A 21,989-nucleotide genomic window follows, 5' to 3' on the forward strand; every position below is an offset into this window, starting at 1 on the left:
GTGTATGATTGATTCGAAGTATGATTGGGATATTAAAATAAATAATTATTCTAATGAAGCGAAACAGTTGGCTGAAGAATTAAAGCTTTCTCCATTGGTGGCCTCGATTCTTATTGGTCGAGGATATAACACTAAGCAGTTGGCCGAGAAGTTTTTATATCCAAAATTAACTGATTTTAATGATCCTTTTTTACTCCATGATGTTGATAAGGCCATTGATAAAGTTCAAGAGACTATTATGAACGATGAATTAATTACGGTTTATGGTGATTATGATGCTGATGGAATTACTAGCACAACGATTATGTATGAAGCTCTTAGCCAAGTTGGCGCTAAAGTAAATTACTATATTCCTAATCGATTTAATGAAGGCTATGGACCTAATAAATCAGCTTTTGAAAATATAATTAACAATGGAACTAAGTTGATTATTACAGTAGATAATGGAATAGCTGGAAATGAAGCTATTGATTATGCCAATGAGTTGGGATGCTCGGTTATTGTAACGGATCATCATGAAATGCCAGAAGTATTGCCTAACGCATATGCTTTAGTTCATCCCCGAGTTGGCGATCAGTATCCTTTCGGTCAATTATCTGGTGCAGGAGTGGCTTTCAAATTTGTGTGGGCATTGCTGGAAGAATTTCCAGCCGATCTTATTGAATTAGCAGTCATTGGCACCGTAGCCGATGTAGTTTCTTTAACTGATGAAAATCGTGTGTTAGTAAGTTATGGATTAAAAGCTTTAAAGCAGACTCAAAGATTAGGACTACTAAGTCTAATTAAAAAAGCGGGCATTAATCTTGAAAATTTAAACGAACAAGATATTGGCTTTAATTTAGCTCCCCGATTAAATTCGTTAGGTAGAATGGGAGATGCTTCCGTTGGAGTGGAACTGCTATCTACGCTAGATGAAAAACGCGCCAAGGAATTAGCTAAATTTGCTGATGATCAAAACACTCAGCGTAAAGAACTAGGGGACCAAGTTTTAAAATCAGCGATTGATCAAATTGAAAATGATGAGCATGTAGACGTTAGTGGTTGTATCGTAGTTGCTAGTCCGGGATGGCATGAAGGAATTTTAGGAATTGTAGCTGGTAGATTGGTTGATAAATATCATAGACCAACTATTGTGTTATCTATTGATGAAGATACTAATATTGCCAAAGGTTCTGGGAGAAGCATTAACCAGTTTGATTTGTTTAAAGCAATTGATCCAATTAGAGATGAATTGGTATCATTTGGTGGACATCATTCAGCTATTGGTGTATCCCTGGATAGTAGTAAATTAGATCTACTTAGAAAACAATTAGATCAAGAGATTGTGCATCAAAATGTGGATCTAACTCAAAAAAATAAATTAACAGTTGCTACGAAGATAAAAATTAGTGAAATCGATAAAAACTTTATTCAACAAATCAAATTATTAGCTCCTTTTGGAGAAGATAACTTAAAACCAACTTTTGAATTTAACTTTAAAAACTTATCAGGAATCAAAGCAATTGGTAAGTTAAAGGACCATTTAAAATTTGAAATGATCGGTCAAACTCAAAAAATAGCCGCTATTTCGTTTGGAAGTGGAAAATACTTAGAACAATTCCAAACTAATAGTAATCAATTACAGATTGTGGGCGAATTGGGTGAGAATACTTGGAAAAATAAAACTTCTCTTCAAATTATGGTTGATGATTTAAAATTACCTGCAATTCCTTATGTGGATATGCGAACTAATCAACTATATACCGAAATGTTTAATCATAGTGGGTTGTATGTATTTTTTAATCGCAATAACTATGAGATTTTAAAAGACCGTGTATATCAAGAAAATCAATTAGCAGTAATGTATGATAATTTACCGGATAAAAATGCAATTAAGCATTTAATCTTCGTTGATTGTCCGGATAAAACTGAGGATCTTTTGCGAGTTTTAACTAGTCTGTCACCCGCTAAAACCACCTTTTTGTTATATAAAAAACATATGATTTCTAAAATAGGGATGCCAGATCGTAACCAGTATGCTAAACTATTTAAGTTCGTAAATAACTACAAAGATATTGATCTCCATAATAACCTTACTATGGTAGCTAACAAAATTAACATCTATCAAGAATCGTTAATATTTATGATCAAAGTATTTGATGAATTAGACTTTATTAAGATTGATAATCAACATTTAATGAATTTAAATCCTGATTTTCAAAAGAAAAGTCTTGATGAATCTTTGAGTTATCAATTAAGAAAGCAACAAATTCAAACTGAACGCGAATTATTGGTACCTAGTACTAGTGAATTATTTTCATTTATTCAAAACTATCAGTTTGAAATAAAGGAGAACTAAATTATGTCATTAAACTTAGAAGACTATATTGCGACTTATAATAACTATCCTGAACCGGGAATTTTGTTTAGAGATATTTCGCCATTACTAGAAGATGGAGATGCTTATCGCCAAGCCACTGATGAAATTATTACATTCGCTAAAGAACGCAATGTAGATGTAGTTGTAGGGCCAGAAGCTCGTGGCTTTATTGTTGGTTGCCCAGTAGCTTATGGATTGGGAGTTGGTTTTTCACCAGCTCGAAAAGAGGGTAAGCTTCCAGGTGCTACAGCCACTGCTTCGTATGATTTAGAATATGGAACTGCATCTTTATCTCTACGTAAGGATGCCATTACTCCAGGTCAGCGGGTTTTAGTAACCGATGATTTATTAGCTACTGGTGGAACAATTGAGGCTACAATTGAATTGGTTGAAAAACTAGGCGGAATTGTAGTTGGAACGGCATTTATTATTGAATTATCAGAACTTAATGGCCGTGAAAAGTTAAAAAATTATGATGTTTTAAGTCTATTAAAATACTAATATAATAAAAAAGTTCATTTAGCTAATAACTAAATGAACTTTTTTATTAATCAGTGATTAGAATCTTAATCCCTAGATAAATATTGTAGATATAAATAATTAGATCGATTAAGGCGACAATGGCTACTAATATTATAAATATGAATCCGGTAGTATTAGCATTTTGTAGAACTATACCAGTAGTTCCAATGACGATAAATAAAATGATAGTTAGGATTATAGGAACTAGGTGTAATAAGAAAGCCTTCTTAGCATTTTTATGAATATCTGGTTCGTTTTGACTAACTAGCCAAACAATGAACGGAAAGATAAATGGTGCAAAAGTAACTGAAAAGTATGATAAAGCATTAATAACTTTATTTTTCATAGTATTAACTCCTTTAATTATTATTTTACAATGGTATGGTTAATTGTTATAATTATTTGCATGGAGAGTTGGCAGAGTGGTAATGCACCGGACTCGAAATCCGGCGAACCGATTAATATCGGCGCGCAGGTTCAAATCCTGTACTCTCCTTAATATAAATAATACCCCTACTAATTTAGTAGGGGTATTATTTTATTCATACGAATTCTACTAGTTATAAAAAACACAAGCTTATAAATTGATAAAACGTTTTACATAAGTTATTATATTTTTGCTAGTTAGATAGTGAAAAAATATTGCTATCTATTAGCTCATAGCCCTATGAATCTCCTACTACATGATAAGTAGGAGATTTTTTGTTTAAAAAAGCTGCTAAATATAATTATTTAGCAGCTTTAATTCTATTTACTGATTTTTCCTTTAATAAATCCAAAAATTGCTGGGATTAAAGAAATAATAACAATACCAATGATTACTAATGAAAAATGCTCTTTTACAAATGGAATGTTTCCGAAGAAGTATCCACTTCCACAGCAGATTAGCACCCAAGTTATACAGGCTGGAATATTGTATTTAGCAAATTTAGAGTATGGAAAATTACTACCGGCTGCCACAAATGGAACAAAAGTCCGAATGATTGGCATAAATCTGGCTAGGAAAATTGCCAATGCCCCGTGTTTTTCAAAAAATCCACGAGCTCGATCAATATCCTTTTGCTTTATAAATTTACCAAAAAATGGATGAGTAGTTATTAAGTTTCCAAATTTTTCACCAAAGTAAAAATTAAGTGAGTCACCACAAATGGATGCGATCAAGAAGATTAAAATGAAAATCCATATGTTTAATTTATATGTTGGATTAGCGGAAAGAGCTGCTCCTGCAAATAATAATGAGTCACCAGGTAAAAAGGGAAGTATTACCGCACCAGTTTCAATAAAGATAATTGTAAAAAGGATTAAGTAAGTCCAATCCCCAAATGTATTGACAATATTAACAAGATGTTTATCAATATGTAATACAAAGTCTATTAACACGCCCAAGCTTAATTTCCTCCTTTAGTTTGAACTATTTCTTATATTATTAATTATTAAATAAAGAATATAAAGCATTATATATTGGCTTTAATGAAAACATAATTTTTATAATTATAGAAATTATAGATTAATTTAAAAAAACACTTGACCCTCATAGATAAACTTGATAAACTAGTTTCTGTTGTCAAATGACAGTGTTCATCACTTGAGAGAGATTACTTGATTGGTTGAATTAATTAAGTTAATTAAATTAAAAAAAGTTGTTGACGCAAGCAATTGAATCTGTTATTATTAAATAGTTGTCAAAACGATAATAAATAAGTTATGACAACGAAGTAGATCTTTGAAAACTGAACAAAGTTTCGATTAAACAAATGTGCAGGGCGTCATAAATCATTTCGGTTTATGACCAAAACATTTGCGAAGTCAATTCGCTAGTAAATAGAACAACAAAATGAGCTTACAAGCTTAATCATTTTTAAAATGAGAGTTTGATCCTGGCTCAGGACGAACGCTGGCGGCGTGCCTAATACATGCAAGTCGAACGCGTCCTCGTTTAAAACAATTGGTGCTTGCACCGAGCGTTTTAAACATTGGGACGAGTGGCGAACTGGTGAGTAACACGTGGGTAACCTACCCTAAAGCAGGGGATAACACTTGGAAACAGGTGCTAATACCGTATAACAACTGAAACCGCATGGTTTCGGTTTAAAAGGTGGTTTTGCTACCACTTTAGGATGGACCCGCGGCGCATTAGCTAGTTGGTGAGATAATAGCCCACCAAGGCAATGATGCGTAGCCGACCTGAGAGGGTAATCGGCCACATTGGGACTGAGACACGGCCCAAACTCCTACGGGAGGCAGCAGTAGGGAATCTTCCACAATGGACGAAAGTCTGATGGAGCAACGCCGCGTGAGTGAAGAAGGGTTTCGGCTCGTAAAACTCTGTTGTTGGAGAAGAACAGGTGTGATAGTAACTGATCATGCTTTGACGGTATCCAACCAGAAAGCCACGGCTAACTACGTGCCAGCAGCCGCGGTAATACGTAGGTGGCAAGCGTTGTCCGGATTTATTGGGCGTAAAGCGAGCGCAGGCGGTTTTTTAAGTCTGATGTGAAAGCCTTCGGCTTAACCGAAGAAGTGCATCGGAAACTGGGAGACTTGAGTGCAGAAGAGGACAGTGGAACTCCATGTGTAGCGGTGAAATGCGTAGATATATGGAAGAACACCAGTGGCGAAGGCGGCTGTCTGGTCTGTAACTGACGCTGAGGCTCGAAAGCATGGGTAGCGAACAGGATTAGATACCCTGGTAGTCCATGCCGTAAACGATGAGTGCTAAGTGTTGGAGGGTTTCCGCCCTTCAGTGCTGCAGCTAACGCATTAAGCACTCCGCCTGGGGAGTACGACCGCAAGGTTGAAACTCAAAGGAATTGACGGGGGCCCGCACAAGCGGTGGAGCATGTGGTTTAATTCGATGCAACGCGAAGAACCTTACCAGGTCTTGACATCTTCTGCCAACCTCAGAGATGAGGCGTTCCCTTCGGGGACAGAATGACAGGTGGTGCATGGCTGTCGTCAGCTCGTGTCGTGAGATGTTGGGTTAAGTCCCGCAACGAGCGCAACCCTTATTGTTAGTTGCCAGCATTTAGTTGGGCACTCTAGCAAGACTGCCGGTGACAAACCGGAGGAAGGTGGGGATGACGTCAAGTCATCATGCCCCTTATGACCTGGGCTACACACGTGCTACAATGGACGGTACAACGAGTCGCGAAGTCGCGAGGCTAAGCTAATCTCTTAAAGCCGTTCTCAGTTCGGATTGCAGGCTGCAACTCGCCTGCATGAAGTCGGAATCGCTAGTAATCGTGGATCAGCATGCCACGGTGAATACGTTCCCGGGCCTTGTACACACCGCCCGTCACACCATGAGAGTTTGTAACACCCAAAGTCGGTGAGGTAACCTTTTGGGGCCAGCCGCCTAAGGTGGGACAGATGATTAGGGTGAAGTCGTAACAAGGTAGCCGTAGGAGAACCTGCGGCTGGATCACCTCCTTTCTAAGGAATAAAGGAAGCCTGCACATTAATCGAAACTTTGTTTAGTTTTGAGAGGTCTACTCTCAAACTTGGTTCTTTGAAAACTAGATAATATTAATTTTTCTGTAGTAATTATAATAAATATAATTAAACCGAGAACACCGCGTAATTTTGAGTTTTTAACAAGAAAAAATCGCAAATACTCAATAACTAATGCACAACCGTAGGTTGTGAGGTTAAGTTATAAAGGGCGCATGGTGGATGCCTTGGCACTAGGAGCCGATGAAGGACGGAACTAACACCGATATGCTTCGGGGAGCTGTACGTAAGCTTTGATCCGGAGATTTCCGAATGGGGAAACCCAGCAATCTTAGTCGATTGTTACTACTTAATGAATACATAGTTAAGTAGAGGTAGACGTGGGGAACTGAAACATCTAAGTACCCACAGGAAGAGAAAGAAAATTCGATTCCCTAAGTAGCGGCGAGCGAACGGGGAACAGCCCAAACCAATGAGCTTGCTCATTGGGGTTGTAGGACTGAACATTTGAGTTACCAAAGTTATTGATAGCTGAACAACCTGGGAAGGTTGGCCAAAGAAAGTGATAGCCTTGTAGGCGAAATCGATAACTCTCAGTTCAGGATCCTGAGTACGGCGGAACACGTGAAACTCCGTCGGAATCCGGGAGGACCATCTCCCAAGGCTAAATACTCCCTAGTGACCGATAGTGAACCAGTACCGTGAGGGAAAGGTGAAAAGCACCCCGGAAGGGGAGTGAAATAGTTCCTGAAACCATGTGCCTACAAGCAGTTAGAGCCCGTTAATGGGTGATAGCGTGCCTTTTGTAGAATGAACCGGCGAGTTACGGTAACATGCAAGGTTAAGGTGAAAAGCCGGAGCCGCAGCGAAAGCGAGTCTTAATAGGGCGAATAAGTATGTTGCTGTAGACCCGAAACCAGGTGATCTACCCATGTCCAGGCTGAAGGTGCGGTAAAACGCACTGGAGGGCCGAACCCGTGTACGTTGAAAAGTGCTGGGATGAGGTGTGGGTAGCGGTGAAATTCCAAACGAACTTGGAGATAGCTGGTTCTCTCCGAAATAGCTTTAGGGCTAGCCTCGGAATTAGAATCATGGAGGTAGAGCCACTGTTTGGGTAAGGGGTCCGTCATGGATTACTGAGCTCAGATAAACTCCGAATACCATTGATTTATGTCCGGGAGTCAGACGGTGAGTGATAAGATCCATCGTCGAAAGGGGAACAGCCCAGACCACCAGTTAAGGTCCCTAAATATATGCTAAGTGGAAAAGGATGTGGAGTTGCTTAGACAACTAGGATGTTGGCTCAGAAGCAGCCACCATTTAAAGAGTGCGTAATAGCTCACTAGTCGAGTGATTCCGCGCCGAAAATTTACCGGGGCTAAGCATATTACCGAGACTGTGGACATGAACTTTGTTCATGTGATAGGAGAGCGTTCTAAGGGCAATGAAGCTAGACCGTAAGGACTAGTGGAGCGCTTAGAAGTGAGAATGCCGGTATGAGTAGCGAAAGATCAGTGAGAATCTGATCCACCGAACGACTAAGGTTTCCTGGGGAAGGCTCGTCCTCCCAGGGTAAGTCGGGACCTAAGCCGAGGCCAAGAGGCGTAGGCGATGGACAACAGGTTGAGATTCCTGTACTAGTTAATCATGTTTGAGCGATGGAGGGACGCAGGAGGCTAAATTGTGCACACGGCTGGAAATGTGTGTTCAAGCAATAAGTCAGGTTAAGAGTCAAATGCTTTTAACCGGGTTGACAAGTTGTGATGAGGACCGAAATAAAGTAGGGAAGCAATTGACGTCACACTGCCGAGAAAAGCTTCTAGTTAGTGATTAACTACCCGTACCGCAAACCGACACAGGTAGTCGAGGAGAGTATCCTAAGGTGAGCGAGTGAACTCTCGTTAAGGAACTCGGCAAAATGACCCCGTAACTTCGGAAGAAGGGGTGCTGTCCGCAAGGACAGCCGCAGTGAAGAGGCCCAGGCGACTGTTTATCAAAAACACAGGTTTCTGCAAAATCGTAAGATGACGTATAGGGGCTGACGCCTGCCCGGTGCTGGAAGGTTAAGTGGATGAGTTAGCATTTAATGCGAAGCCCAGAAATGAAGCCCCAGTAAACGGCGGCCGTAACTATAACGGTCCTAAGGTAGCGAAATTCCTTGTCGGGTAAGTTCCGACCCGCACGAAAGGCGTAACGATCTGGGCACTGTCTCAACGAGAGACTCGGTGAAATTAAGATACCTGTGAAGAAGCAGGTTACCCGCGACAGGACGGAAAGACCCCATGGAGCTTTACTGTAGCTTGATATTGGGTGTTGATACAGCTTGTACAGGATAGGTAGGAGCCATTGAAGCCGGGACGCTAGTCTCGGTGGAGGCGTTGGTGGGATACTACCCTAGCTGTGTGGACACTCTAACCCGCACCACTTAGCGTGGTGGGAGACAGTGTCAGGTGGGCAGTTTGACTGGGGCGGTCGCCTCCCAAATAGTAACGGAGGCGCCCAAAGGTTCCCTCAGAATGGTTGGAAATCATTCGCAGAGTGTAAAGGCAGAAGGGAGCTTGACTGCGAGACAGACAGGTCGAGCAGGGACGAAAGTCGGGCTTAGTGATCCGGTGGTACCGTATGGAAGGGCCATCGCTCAACGGATAAAAGCTACCCTGGGGATAACAGGCTTATCTCCCCCAAGAGTCCACATCGACGGGGAGGTTTGGCACCTCGATGTCGGCTCATCGCATCCTGGGGCTGTAGTCGGTCCCAAGGGTTGGGCTGTTCGCCCATTAAAGCGGTACGCGAGCTGGGTTCAGAACGTCGTGAGACAGTTCGGTCCCTATCCGTCGCGGGCGCAGGAAATTTGAGAGGAGCTGTTCCTAGTACGAGAGGACCGGAATGGACATACCGCTGGTGTACCAGTTGTTCCGCCAGGAGCATCGCTGGGTAGCTATGTATGGATGAGATAAACGCTGAAAGCATCTAAGTGTGAAACTCGCCTCAAGATGAGATTTCCCATTCCTTTATGGAAGTAAGACCCCTGAGAGATGATCAGGTAGATAGGTTGGAAGTGGAAGCGTAGTGATACGTGGAGCGGACCAATACTAATCGGTCGAGGACTTAACCAATAGAGTTGATTTGGTGTTCTCAATGCAGAAAAATTAATATTAGCTAGTTTTGAGAGAACGAAGTTCTTTCTAGATATATAGTGTGGTGGCGATAGCCAGAAGGATACACCTGTTCCCATGCCGAACACAGTAGTTAAGCTTCTGAACGCCGATAGTAGTTGGGGGATCGCCCCCTGCGAGGGTAGGAAGTTGCCATGCTTTTATTCCGGCATAGCTCAGTTGGTAGAGCACCTGACTGTTAATCAGGTTGTCGACGGTTCGAGCCCGCCTGCCGGAGTTAATTGTTAAATGGAGAGTTGTCCGAGATGGCCGAAGGAGCATCATTGGAAATGATGTAAACGAGTTAAAGCTTGTTTCAAGGGTTCGAATCCCTTACTCTCCGTATTGACTTTTAAATGTATGACCCGTTGGTCAAGTGGTTAAGACACCGCCCTTTCACGGCGGTAACATGGGTTCGAATCCCGTACGGGTCATTTTGGAGGATTAGCTCAGCTGGGAGAGCATCTGCCTTACAAGCAGGAGGTCACAGGTTCGATCCCTGTATCCTCCATTATGACATTTTGGTCCGTTGGTCTAGTTGGTTTAGGACGCCTGCCTGTCACGCAGGAGATCACGAGTTCGAGTCTCGTACGGACCGTTGTTATGTATCAAAAATTTAATACACAACATTAATATTATTATTGGTGGTAGCAAATGGCTCGGTAGCTCAGTTGGTAGAGCAATGGATTGAAGCTCCATGTGTCGGCAGTTCGATTCTGTCCCGCGCCATTAATGGAGGGGTAGCGAAGTCTGGCTAAACGCGGTGGACTGTAAATCCACTCCTTCGGGTTCGGTGGTTCGAATCCACTCCCCTCCACCATAGGGATATAGTTTAATGGTAGAACTACGGTCTCCAAAACCGTCGATGTGGGTTCAATTCCTACTATCCCTGTTTCATTAATAATAATATTATGGCGGTAGTGGTGAAGTGGTTAACACATCGGTTTGTGGTACCGACACGCGTGGGTTCGATTCCCATCTACCGCCCTTTTTTTATAGTAATTATTTTGTATGGCGGTATAGCCAAGTGGTAAGGCAGAGGTCTGCAAAACCTTTATCGTCGGTTCAAATCCGTCTACCGCCTTTTACTATATTTAATTTATAGTTTTTGCCGGAGTGGCGGAATTGGCAGACGCGCTGGACTCAAAATCCAGTGTCCCTAGGACGTGTGGGTTCGAACCCCACCTCCGGTATAGTAGACGAAAGATTGCTTATATAAATTATTCATGTTAAGAGCTAAATGTTAATATAATAACATTTAGCTCTTTTTTGTTTTATGAAAAAATTGGTATTAATATTAAAAACTACTATTATCTAAATCATAATAATCAATATAATTTAAATTAAAATTTTTTCTAAAATAGGACCTATCCAATAAAAAGCACTGCTAAGTTAATAGCAGTGCTTTTTATTTAATATATCAATTGTTATTTTCTTGGCGAGCTTGTTCAATGATTGAAAGAATATATTGATAGGTTGGTACTTCTTCCTTGTTAATTAGGAAAATAATAAAAGTTGTAATTACTATTATAACCATTAATATATATATTATACTTACAAAAATATCTATTAATTGATTATCAAATTCAACACTAAATATTTTCCTTGCTAAATTAAATACGTTGGAAAATATATATTTTCTAATTATTTCGAATAGCGCTGATATAACTGCAATGGAACTTAAAATAGTTAGAATAGGGGTAGACAAAGTAGTAATTTTTTTGTTACATATTAATTCTAGTTGGTTAACTGATGATTTTGATAATTTCAATAAATTATTAACATGTAAGTTTCGTATATTTTCTGTTATTGGAATATATTGTTTTTTAAAATGTTTATATCTATTTTGGTTAATAAAAATAATATTATTTTCTTTAGTAATATCATTGCTTGATAAAAAATGAAGGTAGTTATTATTTTTTACGATATTAACAATATTGTCAGCTTTATAACTAATTTTGGGAACGAAAATTAAGAAAAAAGCAAAATCATAGTATACTTGTAAAACATATACCACCCATGTGCAGTTATTAAAAAAAAGATTTTTAGCTAAACCATCTACATAAGGAATTTTAATAGTTTTACTCATTAAAAATAAATAAAATACAATAATTATAAACATAGAAATTATGGCAATATTAATTAAAATTATTGCATTAAGTGAATTAGCAATAGATACAGATTTATTAGTAAAGTCAGTATGTAGTAATCTAATAAATTGGACTATAAGATAAATTCCGCTAAGAGATCCTAAAATACAAAGGCTCATAGTTAAAATCGGAATCCTAAAATTCATATTTGCAAAAATAACTATGAAATTAATTGCCATAAAAATTACTTCAATAAATTTAGTAACACTATTTAAATTATATTTTTTAATTTCATCAGCATATTGTTGATACTCATTAAAATCATCCATTATAGACACCTCCATAATTTATAGTATAAAACATTTTAAATTTAAAGCCGAATAAAAGGACCCTATACAAATGATAGGGTCCTTTTATTCGGCTTTTTGAAGTAGACAATAGTTTAATTGATTAAGTTTTGAAAGGGAATTATCTGTATTTCCCCAAAGTAAGTCATTTCGATCAATCGGAATGACCTTATCAGAAAAATCTTTATCATTAAATAACTTAAATATATTTTGGTCAATAATAATTATGTCGTCCTGAGGATCACCATTAAATTGGTGATCTATAACAATTTCTAACAGAATATTGTTGTTACAGCATTCAGATTGTAATTTATTACAAAAATTTTTTATTAAGGCGTCATCCACAATTGGGTTTCCTGTAAGACTGGGTTGTAAATTACCGGTACGAATATCACCAATTATTCTGATTTTCACTAAAATTCACCATTCCTTAAATTTGTTAACTAAAATAGTCTATCATCAATAAACTTTAAATAGCTATGATAAAGTACTTCTTTGCTTAAAATTAATCTAGTTTAAAAAATAATAATATTAATTAAGATAACGTTAAAAAAGTCAAGTAAAAAGCTTAGTAATTTAAATGTCTGCTTTAAAAACAAAATTAGGTATGGTACGATAGTAAAGTTATGAGTTATCCCGATAGGCTTCATATTATATTGAAGAATCCTTGTAACCTAAAAAATATATAGGGGGAATTTAAATGCAAGAAAGACATTTATTTACTTCGGAATCAGTTTCAGAAGGACATCCAGATAAGATTGCTGATCAAATTAGTGATGCAATTTTGGATGCAATTTTAGCACAAGATCCTCAAGCCCGAGTTGCTTGTGAGACCTCAGTAACTACAGGACTAGTACTAGTTTTTGGTGAAATTTCAACTACCGCTTATGTTGATATCCAAAAGATAGTTAGAAACACTATTAAAGAAATCGGTTATACCGATGGTAAATATGGATTTGATGGTGATAACTGTGCTGTTTTAGTTGCTATTGATGAACAATCACCTGATATTGCTCAAGGGGTGGATGATGCTCTTGAAAAACGTGATGGTGCTGAAGATCCATTAGACCAAATCGGTGCCGGTGATCAGGGACTAATGTTCGGATATGCTATTGATGAAACTCCTGAATTTATGCCATTACCAATTGCTTTATCACATGCTTTAATGAAGAAGCAAGCCGAGTTACGTAAGAGTGGTAATTTATCATATTTAGGACCAGATGCTAAAGCTGAAGTGACCGTTGAATATGATGATAATAAAAAACCTTTACGTGTGGATACTGTAGTTATTAGTACCCAACATTCTGAAGATGCTACTTTAAAGCAAATTAAAGAAGATGTAATTAATGATATTATCAAGCCAGTAATTCCAAATGATTTACTGGATGAAAATACTAAATATTTAATTAATCCTACCGGACGTTTTGTAATTGGTGGTCCTCAAGGGGATGCCGGATTAACTGGACGTAAAATTATCGTAGATACTTATGGTGGATTTGCTCACCATGGTGGTGGGGCCTTTTCAGGTAAAGATGCTACCAAAGTTGATCGGTCAGCTAGTTACGCTGCTAGATATATTGCTAAAAATATTGTAGCTGCTGGATTGGCTAAACGAGCTGAAATCCAAATTGCTTATGCTATTGGTGTAGCTGAACCAGTTTCTGTATCAATTGATACATTTGGAACTAGCAAGGTTTCTGAAGCTGAATTAGTCAAAGCGGTTCGCCGAATCTTTGACTTGCGTCCAGCCGGAATTATTGAAATGCTTGATCTAAGAAAACCAATTTATAAAAAAACTGCCGCATACGGTCATTTTGGCCGTACTGATGTCGATTTACCATGGGAACACACTGATAAAGTTTCTGAATTAAACCAGTATTTTAATAAATAAAGAACGTCCCTTGATTATCAAGGGCGTTTTGTAGTTTTTAGGAGTTAATAATGAATAGTAAAAGTTCAAGTAATACTAAATTGGTTACTATCGCCTTATTTATTGCTACATTTATGAGTGCGATTGAGGGAACCATTGTTTCAACTGCTATGCCAACGATTGTTGGAGATTTACATGGAGTTTCATTGATGAATTGGGTATTTTCTATTTTTCTTTTGACAAATGCCATTGCTACACCGATTTATGGAAAATTAGCTGATCAAATTGGCCGTAAACCAATGTTCCTATTAGGAATATCAATTTTTATCATCGGTTCAGTTTTATCAGGATTATCTAATTCAATGGTAATTTTAATTATTTGTCGAGCTATTCAAGGTATTGGGGCTGGTTCGATTATGCCAATTTCCAATACGATTATAGCGGATATGTATTCTATTGAGAAACGTGCTCAAATTATGGGATTAAATAGTTCCGCTTGGGGAATTGCTTCAATAGCTGCACCATTAATTGGTGGATTTATTGTTGATAATTTTAGTTGGCATTGGATTTTTATGATTAATTTACCAGTGGGATTAATTGTAATGCTTATGGTTATAGTTTTCTTGCATGAAACTCCTAATAAGGTAAAAAGTAAAATTGATATATGGGGTATGACATTATTAACTGTTGCCTTATTATCGATAATGTATGCCTTCCAATTAATTGGACAAAGTCCTATTAATTGGAAAATCATTGCTGGATGTTTATTAATTTCTATTGCTAGTTTGGTAGGATTTATACGTCATGAAATGGTGGTTGATGATCCAATCATTCCAATGAATTTATTCAGTAATCGTACCTTTGTTGTTCAAAATGCCATTGCTGCATTAGTTAGTGGATTTTTAATTGGTTTTGAAGTTTACTTACCAGATTGGACTCAAGGAATATTGGGATTAAAAGCTTCATTAGCCGGATTTGCAGTAACACCTAGTTCTTTGATGTGGATTGTAGGTTCATTTATCGCTGGGAAGTTGCTAGCTAAATTATCGCCTTACCAGATTATGAATATTAGCTTAGGATTTATATTAATAGGTGCTATTTTAATGATCTTACTTCCAGCTAATGTACCATTTATTACTTTCTTAGGAATTGCGGCCATCTGTGGTACTGGTTTTGGAATTACGATCACTACTTCAACGATTTCCGTTCAAAACGAGGTTGAACCTAATCAAGTTGGGGTAGCTTCATCCTTTAATACCTTGAGTCGTACTTTGGGACAATCTTTAATGATGTCAGTATTTGGAATTGTGATGAATACTTCGATTTTAAGAGGAGTTAATCAACACGAAGGTACTAAGGTTTCCATGATTAATAAATTAATTAATCCGCAAACAGCTAAAGAATTGCCTGAAAAATTATTACCACAGTTAAGAAATATTTTATATAGCGGAATTCATAATGTATTTTTATTAGCTATTATTTTAATTGTTTTGGCATACTTGATTAATTTCTTTGATCGTAAAAATAAACACCAAAAAATTGATTAATTTCAGCACTCACAAAATTGTGGGTGCTTTTTTATTAGCCAAAATCAATTTGCTTTTATTAATTTTGTTTGCTAAAATTATATGAAAATATAATTAAACAAAGCGTAGAGACGAATTATTAGTAATTCTTATTTTTCAGAAACTAAGTGGCCAATGCGAACTTAGATTTAAGGGTTATGAACTCATCGTTAAGCGATTGACTAAATATAAAAGTAGGTTAATCCGGTTATATCACCGTTATTGATAATTAAGCGCTCTTAATTGAGAAAATAGGTGGTACCGCGATGTAATTCGTCCTATAAAAAGTAAATTGGTTTACTTTTTATAGGATTTTTTTGTTAATTAAAGGAAAGTAGGTAATGATATGGCATACGATCATATTGATATTGAAAAAAAGTGGCAAGATTATTGGGAAAAAAATAAAACCTTTAAAACCACTAACGATCAATCAAAAGATAAGTACTATGTACTAGATATGTTTCCATATCCATCAGGTCAGGGACTTCACGTAGGTCATCCTGAAGGATACACTGCAACTGATATTATGGCTAGATTTAAACGAATGCAAGGTAAGAATGTATTGCATCCAATTGGTTGGGATGCCTTTGGACTTCCTGCTGAACAATATGCATTAAAGACTGGTCATAACCCGAAAGATTTTACTGTTGAAAATATTGATAACTTCAGACGCCAAATTAAATCTTTGGGGTTTTCATATGATTGGGATCGTGAAATCAACACTACTGATCCAAAATACTATAAGTGGACTCAATGGATTTTTGAGCAACTTTATAAAAAAGGCCTAGCCTATGAAGATGAAATTATGGTTAACTGGGCTCCTGATTTTATGGGTGGGACTGTAGTTTCTAACGAAGAAGTTATTGATGGTAAAACCGAACGTGGTGGTTATCCTGTTTATCGAGTACCAATGCGCCAATGGGTGTTAAAAATTACTGAGTATGCTGATCGCTTGATTGATGATCTTGATGATCTAGACTGGCCAGAAAGCATTAAAGAAATGCAAAGAAACTGGATTGGTCGTTCTAAAGGAGCAAGTGTATTCTTTAAAGTTGATAATGCTGAAGATAAAAAAATTGAAGTATTTACTACTCGCCCAGATACTATGTTTGGGGTTAGCTATTTAGTATTATCACCAGAACATGATTTAGTAGATCAAATTACCACTGACGAACAAAAAGAAATTGTAAATAAATATAAAGAAGAAGTTTCCAGAAAGTCCGACCTTGAAAGAACTGATTTAAATAAAGATAAGAGCGGAGTATTTACTGGTGCATATGCTACTAATCCAATAAATGGTGAATTAATCCCAATTTGGATTGGAGATTATGTTCTTTCATCATATGGAACGGGTGCCATTATGGCTGTTCCTGCCCATGATGATCGCGATTATGAATTTGCTAAGAAGTTTAATTTACCAATCTTGCCAGTTATTGAAGGCGGTAATCTTGAAGAAGCAGCCTTTACCGGTAATGGTAAACACATTAATTCTGAATTTATGGATGGAATGGATAAACCTACTGCCATCAAAGCTGCTCTTGAATGGTTAGAAAGTCATAAGGTTGGTCACCAAAAAACTAACTTTAGATTAAGAGATTGGATCTTTAGTCGCCAACGTTATTGGGGTGAACCAATCCCAGTTATCCATTGGGAAGATGGTGAAACTACCTTAGTCCCTGAAGATCAACTACCTCTAATGTTACCGGAAACTGATAACATTGAACCATCCGGTACTGGAGAAAGTCCGTTAGCTAATCTTGAAGATTGGGTTAATGTAGTTGATGAAAATGGTCGAAAGGGTAAACGTGAAACCAATACTATGCCACAATGGGCTGGTAGTTCATGGTACTTCTTAAGATATATTGATCCTGATAATGATGAAATGCTTGCTGATCCAGAACGCTTAAAATATTGGTTAGATGTCGATCTATATGTTGGGGGAGCCGAACACGCTGTGCTTCACTTACTTTATGCTCGTTTCTGGCATAAATTCCTATATGATATTGGGGTAGTACCAACTAAAGAACCAATTCATAAATTAGTTAACCAAGGAATGATTCTTGGAACTAACCATGAAAAAATGTCAAAATCAAAAGGTAATGTAATTAATCCTGATGATATTGTTTCCGAATATGGTGCAGATACCTTAAGACTTTATGAAATGTTTATGGGTCCTTTGGATGCTGCTAAACCATGGAATACGGAAGGAATTGCCGGTTCGAGACGTTGGCTAGATCGAGTTTGGCGTTTAGTGGTTACCGATGATAATAAATTGAATCCTAAGATTACTGCTGAAAATGATGGTAGTTTAGATAAGATTTATAACCAAACGGTTAAAACAGTTACTAGCGATTATGAACAATTGCATTTTAATGTAGCCATTTCACAAATGATGGTGTTCGTTAATGATGCTTATAAAGCTAAGTCATTACCACAAGAATATATTGATGGTTTTGTTAAATTATTATCACCAATCGCTCCACATATCTCAGAAGAGTTATGGAGTCGCTTAGGTCATACAAATTCCATCGCTTATGAACAATGGCCAACCTACGATGAATCAAAAATGGTTGAAAGTACCTCTGAATTAGTAGTTCAAGTTAACGGAAAAGTCCGTGGACATATTACTGTTTCTAAAGATGCGGATAAAGCAACAATTCAAGATATTGCCGTAAATGATGAAAAAGTAAAAGAATATGTCGATAATAAAGAAATTAAAAAAGTAATTGTAATTCCAAACAAGATTATTAATATCGTGGTTGGTTAAACTAAAAGGTCCCTACTAAATTTAATTAGTAGGGACCTTTTTTAATCTTTCCATAAAAATTTAATTAAGGCTTTATTAACTACCGGATTATCTTGGTGTAAAGCCGTATGCTGTGCTTGCTTTCCTTTAACTAAGACAGTTTGATAAACTTTAGCGCGGTCCTTTATTAGGTACCCTAAAGATAGGGCGGAAGTAGTAGTTATTACTCCATCCGAATTAGTTCCATTTTCTAAGTTACCATAAATGTTTAAGACTTCAATTTGTTTAGGAAAGTTATTTTGTTTATCTAATAAATATTGATATTCAGGATGGATAATTGTAGGTTTACCAATTTTATCGAGAGTATTTTCATTATAGTGATCGTCCCATAACTTGGCTAAGTGATTTCTATGTTTTGGCTGATTTCGTTTATGCATATTAACAATTCCATCGTATGGTCCAGCGATTACTACTACCTTATTTACTTTTGGTAGTTTAGGATCATTACCATTAGTTAGACAATAGTTGATAGCAGCATAGGCGCCCATCGAATGTCCAACTAAGTTAATATTCTTTACGTGATACTGTTCTTTTAAAATTTTAGTTATATTAACTAGCCAACGGCTATACATATATTCACCAGCTCGGTGGTTGATAAAGTTTACACGAATAATGGGATTACGTGAATACTTATTAATATGACCAAATATTTTAATTTTTCCATTGCGATGAACAGCAATGACCATTGAGCTGGATGCAGCATTGGCTCTTTCGCTGGCCCCAGCAAATCTGGTTTCAGCATGATAACTACTAACCCAACCATGTAAAAAAATGGTTGGTGTGGGTGAGTTAATATAATTTTGTGATTTTTGATAATCTTTGATAACTCCATTAGCTAGATGATATCCGATTAAAAGTAAAAAAAATCCACCTAGGACGAAGTAAAGAACTTGTCCTATGGTGGATTTATTTGGTTTAGACATAATTTTCTTCTACCACCTTATTATTTGAATTACGTAGTTTAATTTTTTTAACAACATAATTATATAATAATGATAGCAAGCAAGGAACAATTATGGCAATAAATAATCTTAAAACAATAGAATCAACACCTAGTCGTTGTGTAATGTCTAAGATTGCTTTGTGCAAATACATAATGAATAGTGTATTTTTACCCAGGGTTGTAAGTATCCAAGTTATAATTGGTAACGAACGAGAAATTAATGAGCTTAGACTAAAAATTACTATACTAGACATAATTGGAATAGTAGTAACCGCCAAGGTAGGCGAGATTGGTTGAGAAGCATGGATTATATGAGATTTCATAAAGAATCCGAAGTTAAAAATTCCTGAGTTTTGACCATAGATCAATAACAGAATAATTAAAGTAATTGGAATTATAATGTTAAATTTCCTAATAGCTTCTTTAATCTGAGCAAAATATAAATTACCAAATAACATGAAGAATATTGCAAGTAATGAAACATCAAAATCCCATGGCATGTTCCAATCCGAAGGGATGAAAGGTAATTCTAAGTGCTTATAACTAACTCCGGTAATAACCGTAAGAAATCCAATTATAATTAGCTTTTGACGAGATTTAACATAAGTAATTATGAAGGTTACCACAATACTTGCAATTATAAACACATTCATATACCAAAATACGCTAAGATATAAGTTTAACCGAGTACCACCATAAAGTAGTTTTAAAAAGTACCTCAGAGTGTATCCCAGCGAGTGAAGCCCACTTACATACCCAAAGGTTATTAATAATACCCCGAATATAAAATATGATTTTAACAATGGAACAATGTGTTTTTTTAGATAGGTTGCCCAATCATTATTAACAACTGGCTTTAAGAAAAACCCGGCAGCAATGAAAAAGATTGGCATATGCCACCAATATAAAAAGTGATACAAAGTTCCATGCGTTTCTAAAGCATGTCCGATAGCTACTGCAATAATTCCCAGTCCTTTTGCAATATCTATCCAAGCAATACGCTTTTTTGCCACAATCTAGCCCCCAAACATTTATAATGATATCAATATATTAATTCTATAAGAAGGATGCAAATTTTTATATTAAATTATGATTAAAAAAACATGACAAATGATATTAAATAATGCTTAACAAGTGGTTGTGTGTATTGTAATTGCTTATTTTTTTAATTAAAATTATTGTTTGTGTAAAAGATTTATGAAAGTGGGAGCGAAAATGGAGGACGAAACAAAAAGTAATACTAATTCAAGCTCGAAATCTCAAATGTTATCTGGGTCAGCTTGGATGACAGCAGGTAGTATTTTTTCTAGATTTTTAGGAGCAATTTATATCATTCCGTGGAGTATCTGGTTTGGTTCATACTTTTTAAGAGGAAATGCGTTATATGGATTTGGATATAATATTTATAGTTTCTTCTTAATAGCGGCAATTGCCGGAATTCCCTCAGCAATTGCTAAACAAGTGGCTCACTATAATGCATTAAACGAATACGGGGTCGGGGTAAGATTATACAAACGTGGTTTAGTTTTAGCCGCGGCCACGGGAATAATTTGTGCGCTAATTTTATACTTTGGAGCTCCTTGGTTAGATGGTGGAAATGACAAAGTTATTCCGGTCTTACATTCATTATCATGGGCAATTTTGATTATTCCAACTATGAGTTTAACCAGAGGTTATTTTCAAGGATATCAACAAATGGCGCCATCAGCAATTTCTCAGTTTGTTGAACAATTGGCTCGAGTAATTTATATGTTAGTTACGGCATACTTAATTATGCAAGTATTTCACGGAAGTTGGATTACCGCAGTGGCCCAATCTACTTTTGCAGCATTCATTGGGGCGGTAGCTGGTCTATTAATATTGGGAGTTTACTATTTAAGAAGAAAGAATTACTTTAATTCTTTAGTAGCAAACAGTAATAATGAGATTCATGTGGAACCTAAAGAACTTTATCGTGAAATTATCGTACAAGCCGTTCCATTTATCATTTTAGGTGCAGGAATTACTATCTTCCAACTAATTGATCAATATACATTTTTTAATATTATGCACCAAGCTACTAACTATTCCAACACGATTTTAAATGATTTGTATGCTATGTTTGCAGTTAATGCTAATAAGTTAATTATGATTACTATTTCATTGGCTTCAGCCTTAGCTATAACAGCCGTACCATTGCTTTCAGTTGCGATTACTAAAGGAGACAAACACGAAGTTAAAGAACAAAATTCCAACGTCTTGATGTTGTTTATGTTTGTTATGATTCCTGCCGCTTTAGGGATGGCAGCCATTGCCGGACCATTAAACCGTTTGTTCTATGGTAATGCTCAACAAGCATTGGGAGCAAATATTTTATCATTTTCATCAATTGTGTCCGTGCCAATGGGATTATTTGTGGTTACATCTGCTGTCATGCAGGGATTATCACAAAATAAAAAAGCGGTTCGCTATTTTATAATTGGAACGATTGTTAAGTTAATTGCTCAATGGCCATGTGTTTACTTCTTAGGAGCCTTTGGAGCTTTATTAGCTACTGCGATTGGTCTAATAGTGGCTAATGGTCTAATTATCATATCGCTAAATCGCCAATTTGGTTTCGACCGAAAGGCCCTTTCCAATGGATTTGCGAAAATTACGACCTATTCAGCTATCATGTACATAGTTGCTTTAGCATTAGTTTACTTTGGTAATTTTGTATTAGGATTATTTACTAATCCTTACAGTCGAATTGGTAGTTTAATTGTAACTGCGGTAGCTGTAATTATTGCAGGATATCTTTATTTATATCTTGTTCTTAAGGGTAGAGTGGCTGATTCAATTATTGGTCCTCGTAGCCAAAGTCTTAGAAAAAAATTACACATTAAATAAAAAATCAGTAGGAT

Annotated in this window: 12 protein-coding genes, 12 tRNA genes, 3 rRNA genes, 1 riboswitch and 1 other annotated feature; of the genes, 21 read left to right on the plus strand and 6 right to left on the minus strand. The window is 36.7% G+C overall.

Annotated features, from left to right (window positions below; all coding sequences use genetic code 11):
• Window positions 1-4 precede the first annotated feature (4 nt).
• Both recJ and LHL71_RS02090 read left to right on the plus strand, forming a co-directional pair.
• The gene (recJ, locus tag LHL71_RS02085) at window positions 5-2,338 is read left to right on the plus strand and encodes a single-stranded-DNA-specific exonuclease RecJ (RefSeq protein WP_227361384.1); all 2,334 of its coding nucleotides are present in this window, start codon (window positions 5-7) and stop codon (window positions 2,336-2,338) included.
• 3 nt (window positions 2,339-2,341) lie between these two features.
• Window positions 2,342-2,860 (plus strand): adenine phosphoribosyltransferase, encoded by a 519-nt coding sequence (locus tag LHL71_RS02090; protein WP_227361385.1) that lies wholly within the window; start codon window positions 2,342-2,344, stop codon window positions 2,858-2,860.
• Between the two features lie 46 nt (window positions 2,861-2,906).
• Here the strand turns inward: LHL71_RS02090 and LHL71_RS02095 are convergent, their stop codons facing one another.
• Window positions 2,907-3,227, minus strand: a complete 321-nt coding sequence (locus LHL71_RS02095; RefSeq protein ID WP_227361386.1) for a magnetosome magnetite crystal formation protein family — start codon at window positions 3,225-3,227, stop codon at window positions 2,907-2,909.
• A gap of 62 nt (window positions 3,228-3,289) precedes the next feature.
• On the opposite strand from LHL71_RS02095, the gene LHL71_RS02100 reads away from it, so the two are divergent.
• Window positions 3,290-3,377, plus strand: a tRNA-Ser gene (locus LHL71_RS02100).
• A gap of 251 nt (window positions 3,378-3,628) precedes the next feature.
• Here the strand turns inward: LHL71_RS02100 and LHL71_RS02105 are convergent.
• Window positions 3,629-4,267: a VTT domain-containing protein gene (locus tag LHL71_RS02105; protein ID WP_227361387.1), complete on the minus strand. Its 639-nt coding sequence runs from the start codon at window positions 4,265-4,267 to the stop codon at window positions 3,629-3,631.
• A gap of 473 nt (window positions 4,268-4,740) precedes the next feature.
• On the opposite strand from LHL71_RS02105, the gene LHL71_RS02110 reads away from it, so the two are divergent.
• The 14 genes from LHL71_RS02110 to LHL71_RS02175 all read left to right on the plus strand — a co-directional run bounded on the left by LHL71_RS02110 (window position 4,741) and on the right by LHL71_RS02175 (window position 10,679).
• Window positions 4,741-6,313, plus strand: a 16S ribosomal RNA gene (locus LHL71_RS02110).
• Window positions 6,314-6,526: 213 nt separating this feature from the next.
• Window positions 6,527-9,447: ribosomal RNA gene (locus LHL71_RS02115) — 23S ribosomal RNA — on the plus strand.
• Between the two features lie 81 nt (window positions 9,448-9,528).
• A 5S ribosomal RNA gene (rrf, locus tag LHL71_RS02120) occupies window positions 9,529-9,645 on the plus strand.
• Together the 16S, 23S and 5S rRNA genes with 11 tRNA genes alongside form the textbook arrangement of a ribosomal RNA operon.
• 6 nt (window positions 9,646-9,651) lie before the next feature.
• Window positions 9,652-9,724: transfer RNA gene (locus LHL71_RS02125), tRNA-Asn, on the plus strand.
• Between the two features lie 13 nt (window positions 9,725-9,737).
• Window positions 9,738-9,829 (plus strand) — tRNA-Ser (locus LHL71_RS02130).
• A 19-nt stretch (window positions 9,830-9,848) separates the two neighbouring features.
• Window positions 9,849-9,920 (plus strand) — tRNA-Glu (locus tag LHL71_RS02135).
• Between the two features lie 4 nt (window positions 9,921-9,924).
• Window positions 9,925-9,997 (plus strand) — tRNA-Val (locus LHL71_RS02140).
• Window positions 9,998-10,009: 12 nt separating this feature from the next.
• A tRNA-Asp gene (locus tag LHL71_RS02145) sits at window positions 10,010-10,084 on the plus strand.
• 58 nt (window positions 10,085-10,142) lie between these two features.
• A tRNA-Phe gene (locus LHL71_RS02150) sits at window positions 10,143-10,215 on the plus strand.
• A gap of 5 nt (window positions 10,216-10,220) precedes the next feature.
• Window positions 10,221-10,306: transfer RNA gene (locus tag LHL71_RS02155), tRNA-Tyr, on the plus strand.
• Window position 10,307: 1 nt separating this feature from the next.
• Window positions 10,308-10,378, plus strand: a tRNA-Trp gene (locus LHL71_RS02160).
• A 22-nt stretch (window positions 10,379-10,400) separates the two neighbouring features.
• Window positions 10,401-10,473: transfer RNA gene (locus LHL71_RS02165), tRNA-His, on the plus strand.
• Between the two features lie 26 nt (window positions 10,474-10,499).
• Window positions 10,500-10,570: transfer RNA gene (locus LHL71_RS02170), tRNA-Cys, on the plus strand.
• Window positions 10,571-10,596: 26 nt separating this feature from the next.
• Window positions 10,597-10,679, plus strand: a tRNA-Leu gene (locus tag LHL71_RS02175).
• Between the two features lie 227 nt (window positions 10,680-10,906).
• Here the strand turns inward: LHL71_RS02175 and LHL71_RS02180 are convergent.
• A complete protein-coding gene (locus tag LHL71_RS02180) occupies window positions 10,907-11,905 on the minus strand; it encodes a hypothetical protein (protein ID WP_227361388.1) in 999 nt (332 codons plus the stop codon).
• Between the two features lie 84 nt (window positions 11,906-11,989).
• Entirely contained in the window at window positions 11,990-12,337 is a 348-nt protein-coding gene (locus LHL71_RS02185) for a hypothetical protein (RefSeq protein WP_227361389.1), read from the minus strand.
• A 205-nt stretch (window positions 12,338-12,542) separates the two neighbouring features.
• Window positions 12,543-12,626: riboswitch (SMK box riboswitch) on the plus strand.
• Here LHL71_RS02185 and metK point away from each other — a divergent pair.
• The 3 genes from metK (at window position 12,624) to leuS (ending at window position 18,125) form a co-directional block, all read left to right on the plus strand.
• On the plus strand, window positions 12,624-13,814 hold the full coding sequence (gene metK, locus LHL71_RS02190) for a methionine adenosyltransferase (protein ID WP_227361390.1): 1,191 nt from the start codon (window positions 12,624-12,626) through the stop codon (window positions 13,812-13,814). Its footprint overlaps the riboswitch before it by 3 nt.
• Before the next feature lie 50 nt (window positions 13,815-13,864).
• Entirely contained in the window at window positions 13,865-15,340 is a 1,476-nt protein-coding gene (locus tag LHL71_RS02195; RefSeq protein ID WP_227361391.1) for an MDR family MFS transporter, read from the plus strand.
• 96 nt (window positions 15,341-15,436) lie between these two features.
• Window positions 15,437-15,642 (plus strand) — a binding site (T-box leader).
• A 62-nt stretch (window positions 15,643-15,704) separates the two neighbouring features.
• Window positions 15,705-18,125 carry a leucine--tRNA ligase gene (gene leuS, locus LHL71_RS02200; protein ID WP_227361392.1) on the plus strand — a complete coding sequence of 807 codons (2,421 nt, stop codon included), beginning with the start codon at window positions 15,705-15,707 and terminating at the stop codon, window positions 18,123-18,125.
• 41 nt (window positions 18,126-18,166) lie between these two features.
• Here the strand turns inward: leuS and LHL71_RS02205 are convergent, their stop codons facing one another.
• The gene (locus LHL71_RS02205; protein WP_227361393.1) at window positions 18,167-19,087 is read right to left on the minus strand and encodes an alpha/beta hydrolase; all 921 of its coding nucleotides are present in this window, start codon (window positions 19,085-19,087) and stop codon (window positions 18,167-18,169) included.
• The gene (locus LHL71_RS02210; protein WP_227361394.1) at window positions 19,080-20,120 is read right to left on the minus strand and encodes an acyltransferase family protein; all 1,041 of its coding nucleotides are present in this window, start codon (window positions 20,118-20,120) and stop codon (window positions 19,080-19,082) included. The genes LHL71_RS02205 and LHL71_RS02210 overlap by 8 nt, the downstream gene beginning before the upstream one ends.
• A 202-nt stretch (window positions 20,121-20,322) precedes the next feature.
• Here LHL71_RS02210 and LHL71_RS02215 point away from each other — a divergent pair, with 202 nt between their 5' ends.
• The gene (locus LHL71_RS02215) at window positions 20,323-21,975 is read left to right on the plus strand and encodes a putative polysaccharide biosynthesis protein (protein WP_227361395.1); all 1,653 of its coding nucleotides are present in this window, start codon (window positions 20,323-20,325) and stop codon (window positions 21,973-21,975) included.
• Window positions 21,976-21,989: the final 14 nt, after the last annotated feature.

Source organism: Lentilactobacillus laojiaonis (assembly GCF_020616595.1).
GTDB classification, from domain to species: Bacteria; Bacillota; Bacilli; order Lactobacillales; family Lactobacillaceae; genus Lentilactobacillus; species Lentilactobacillus laojiaonis.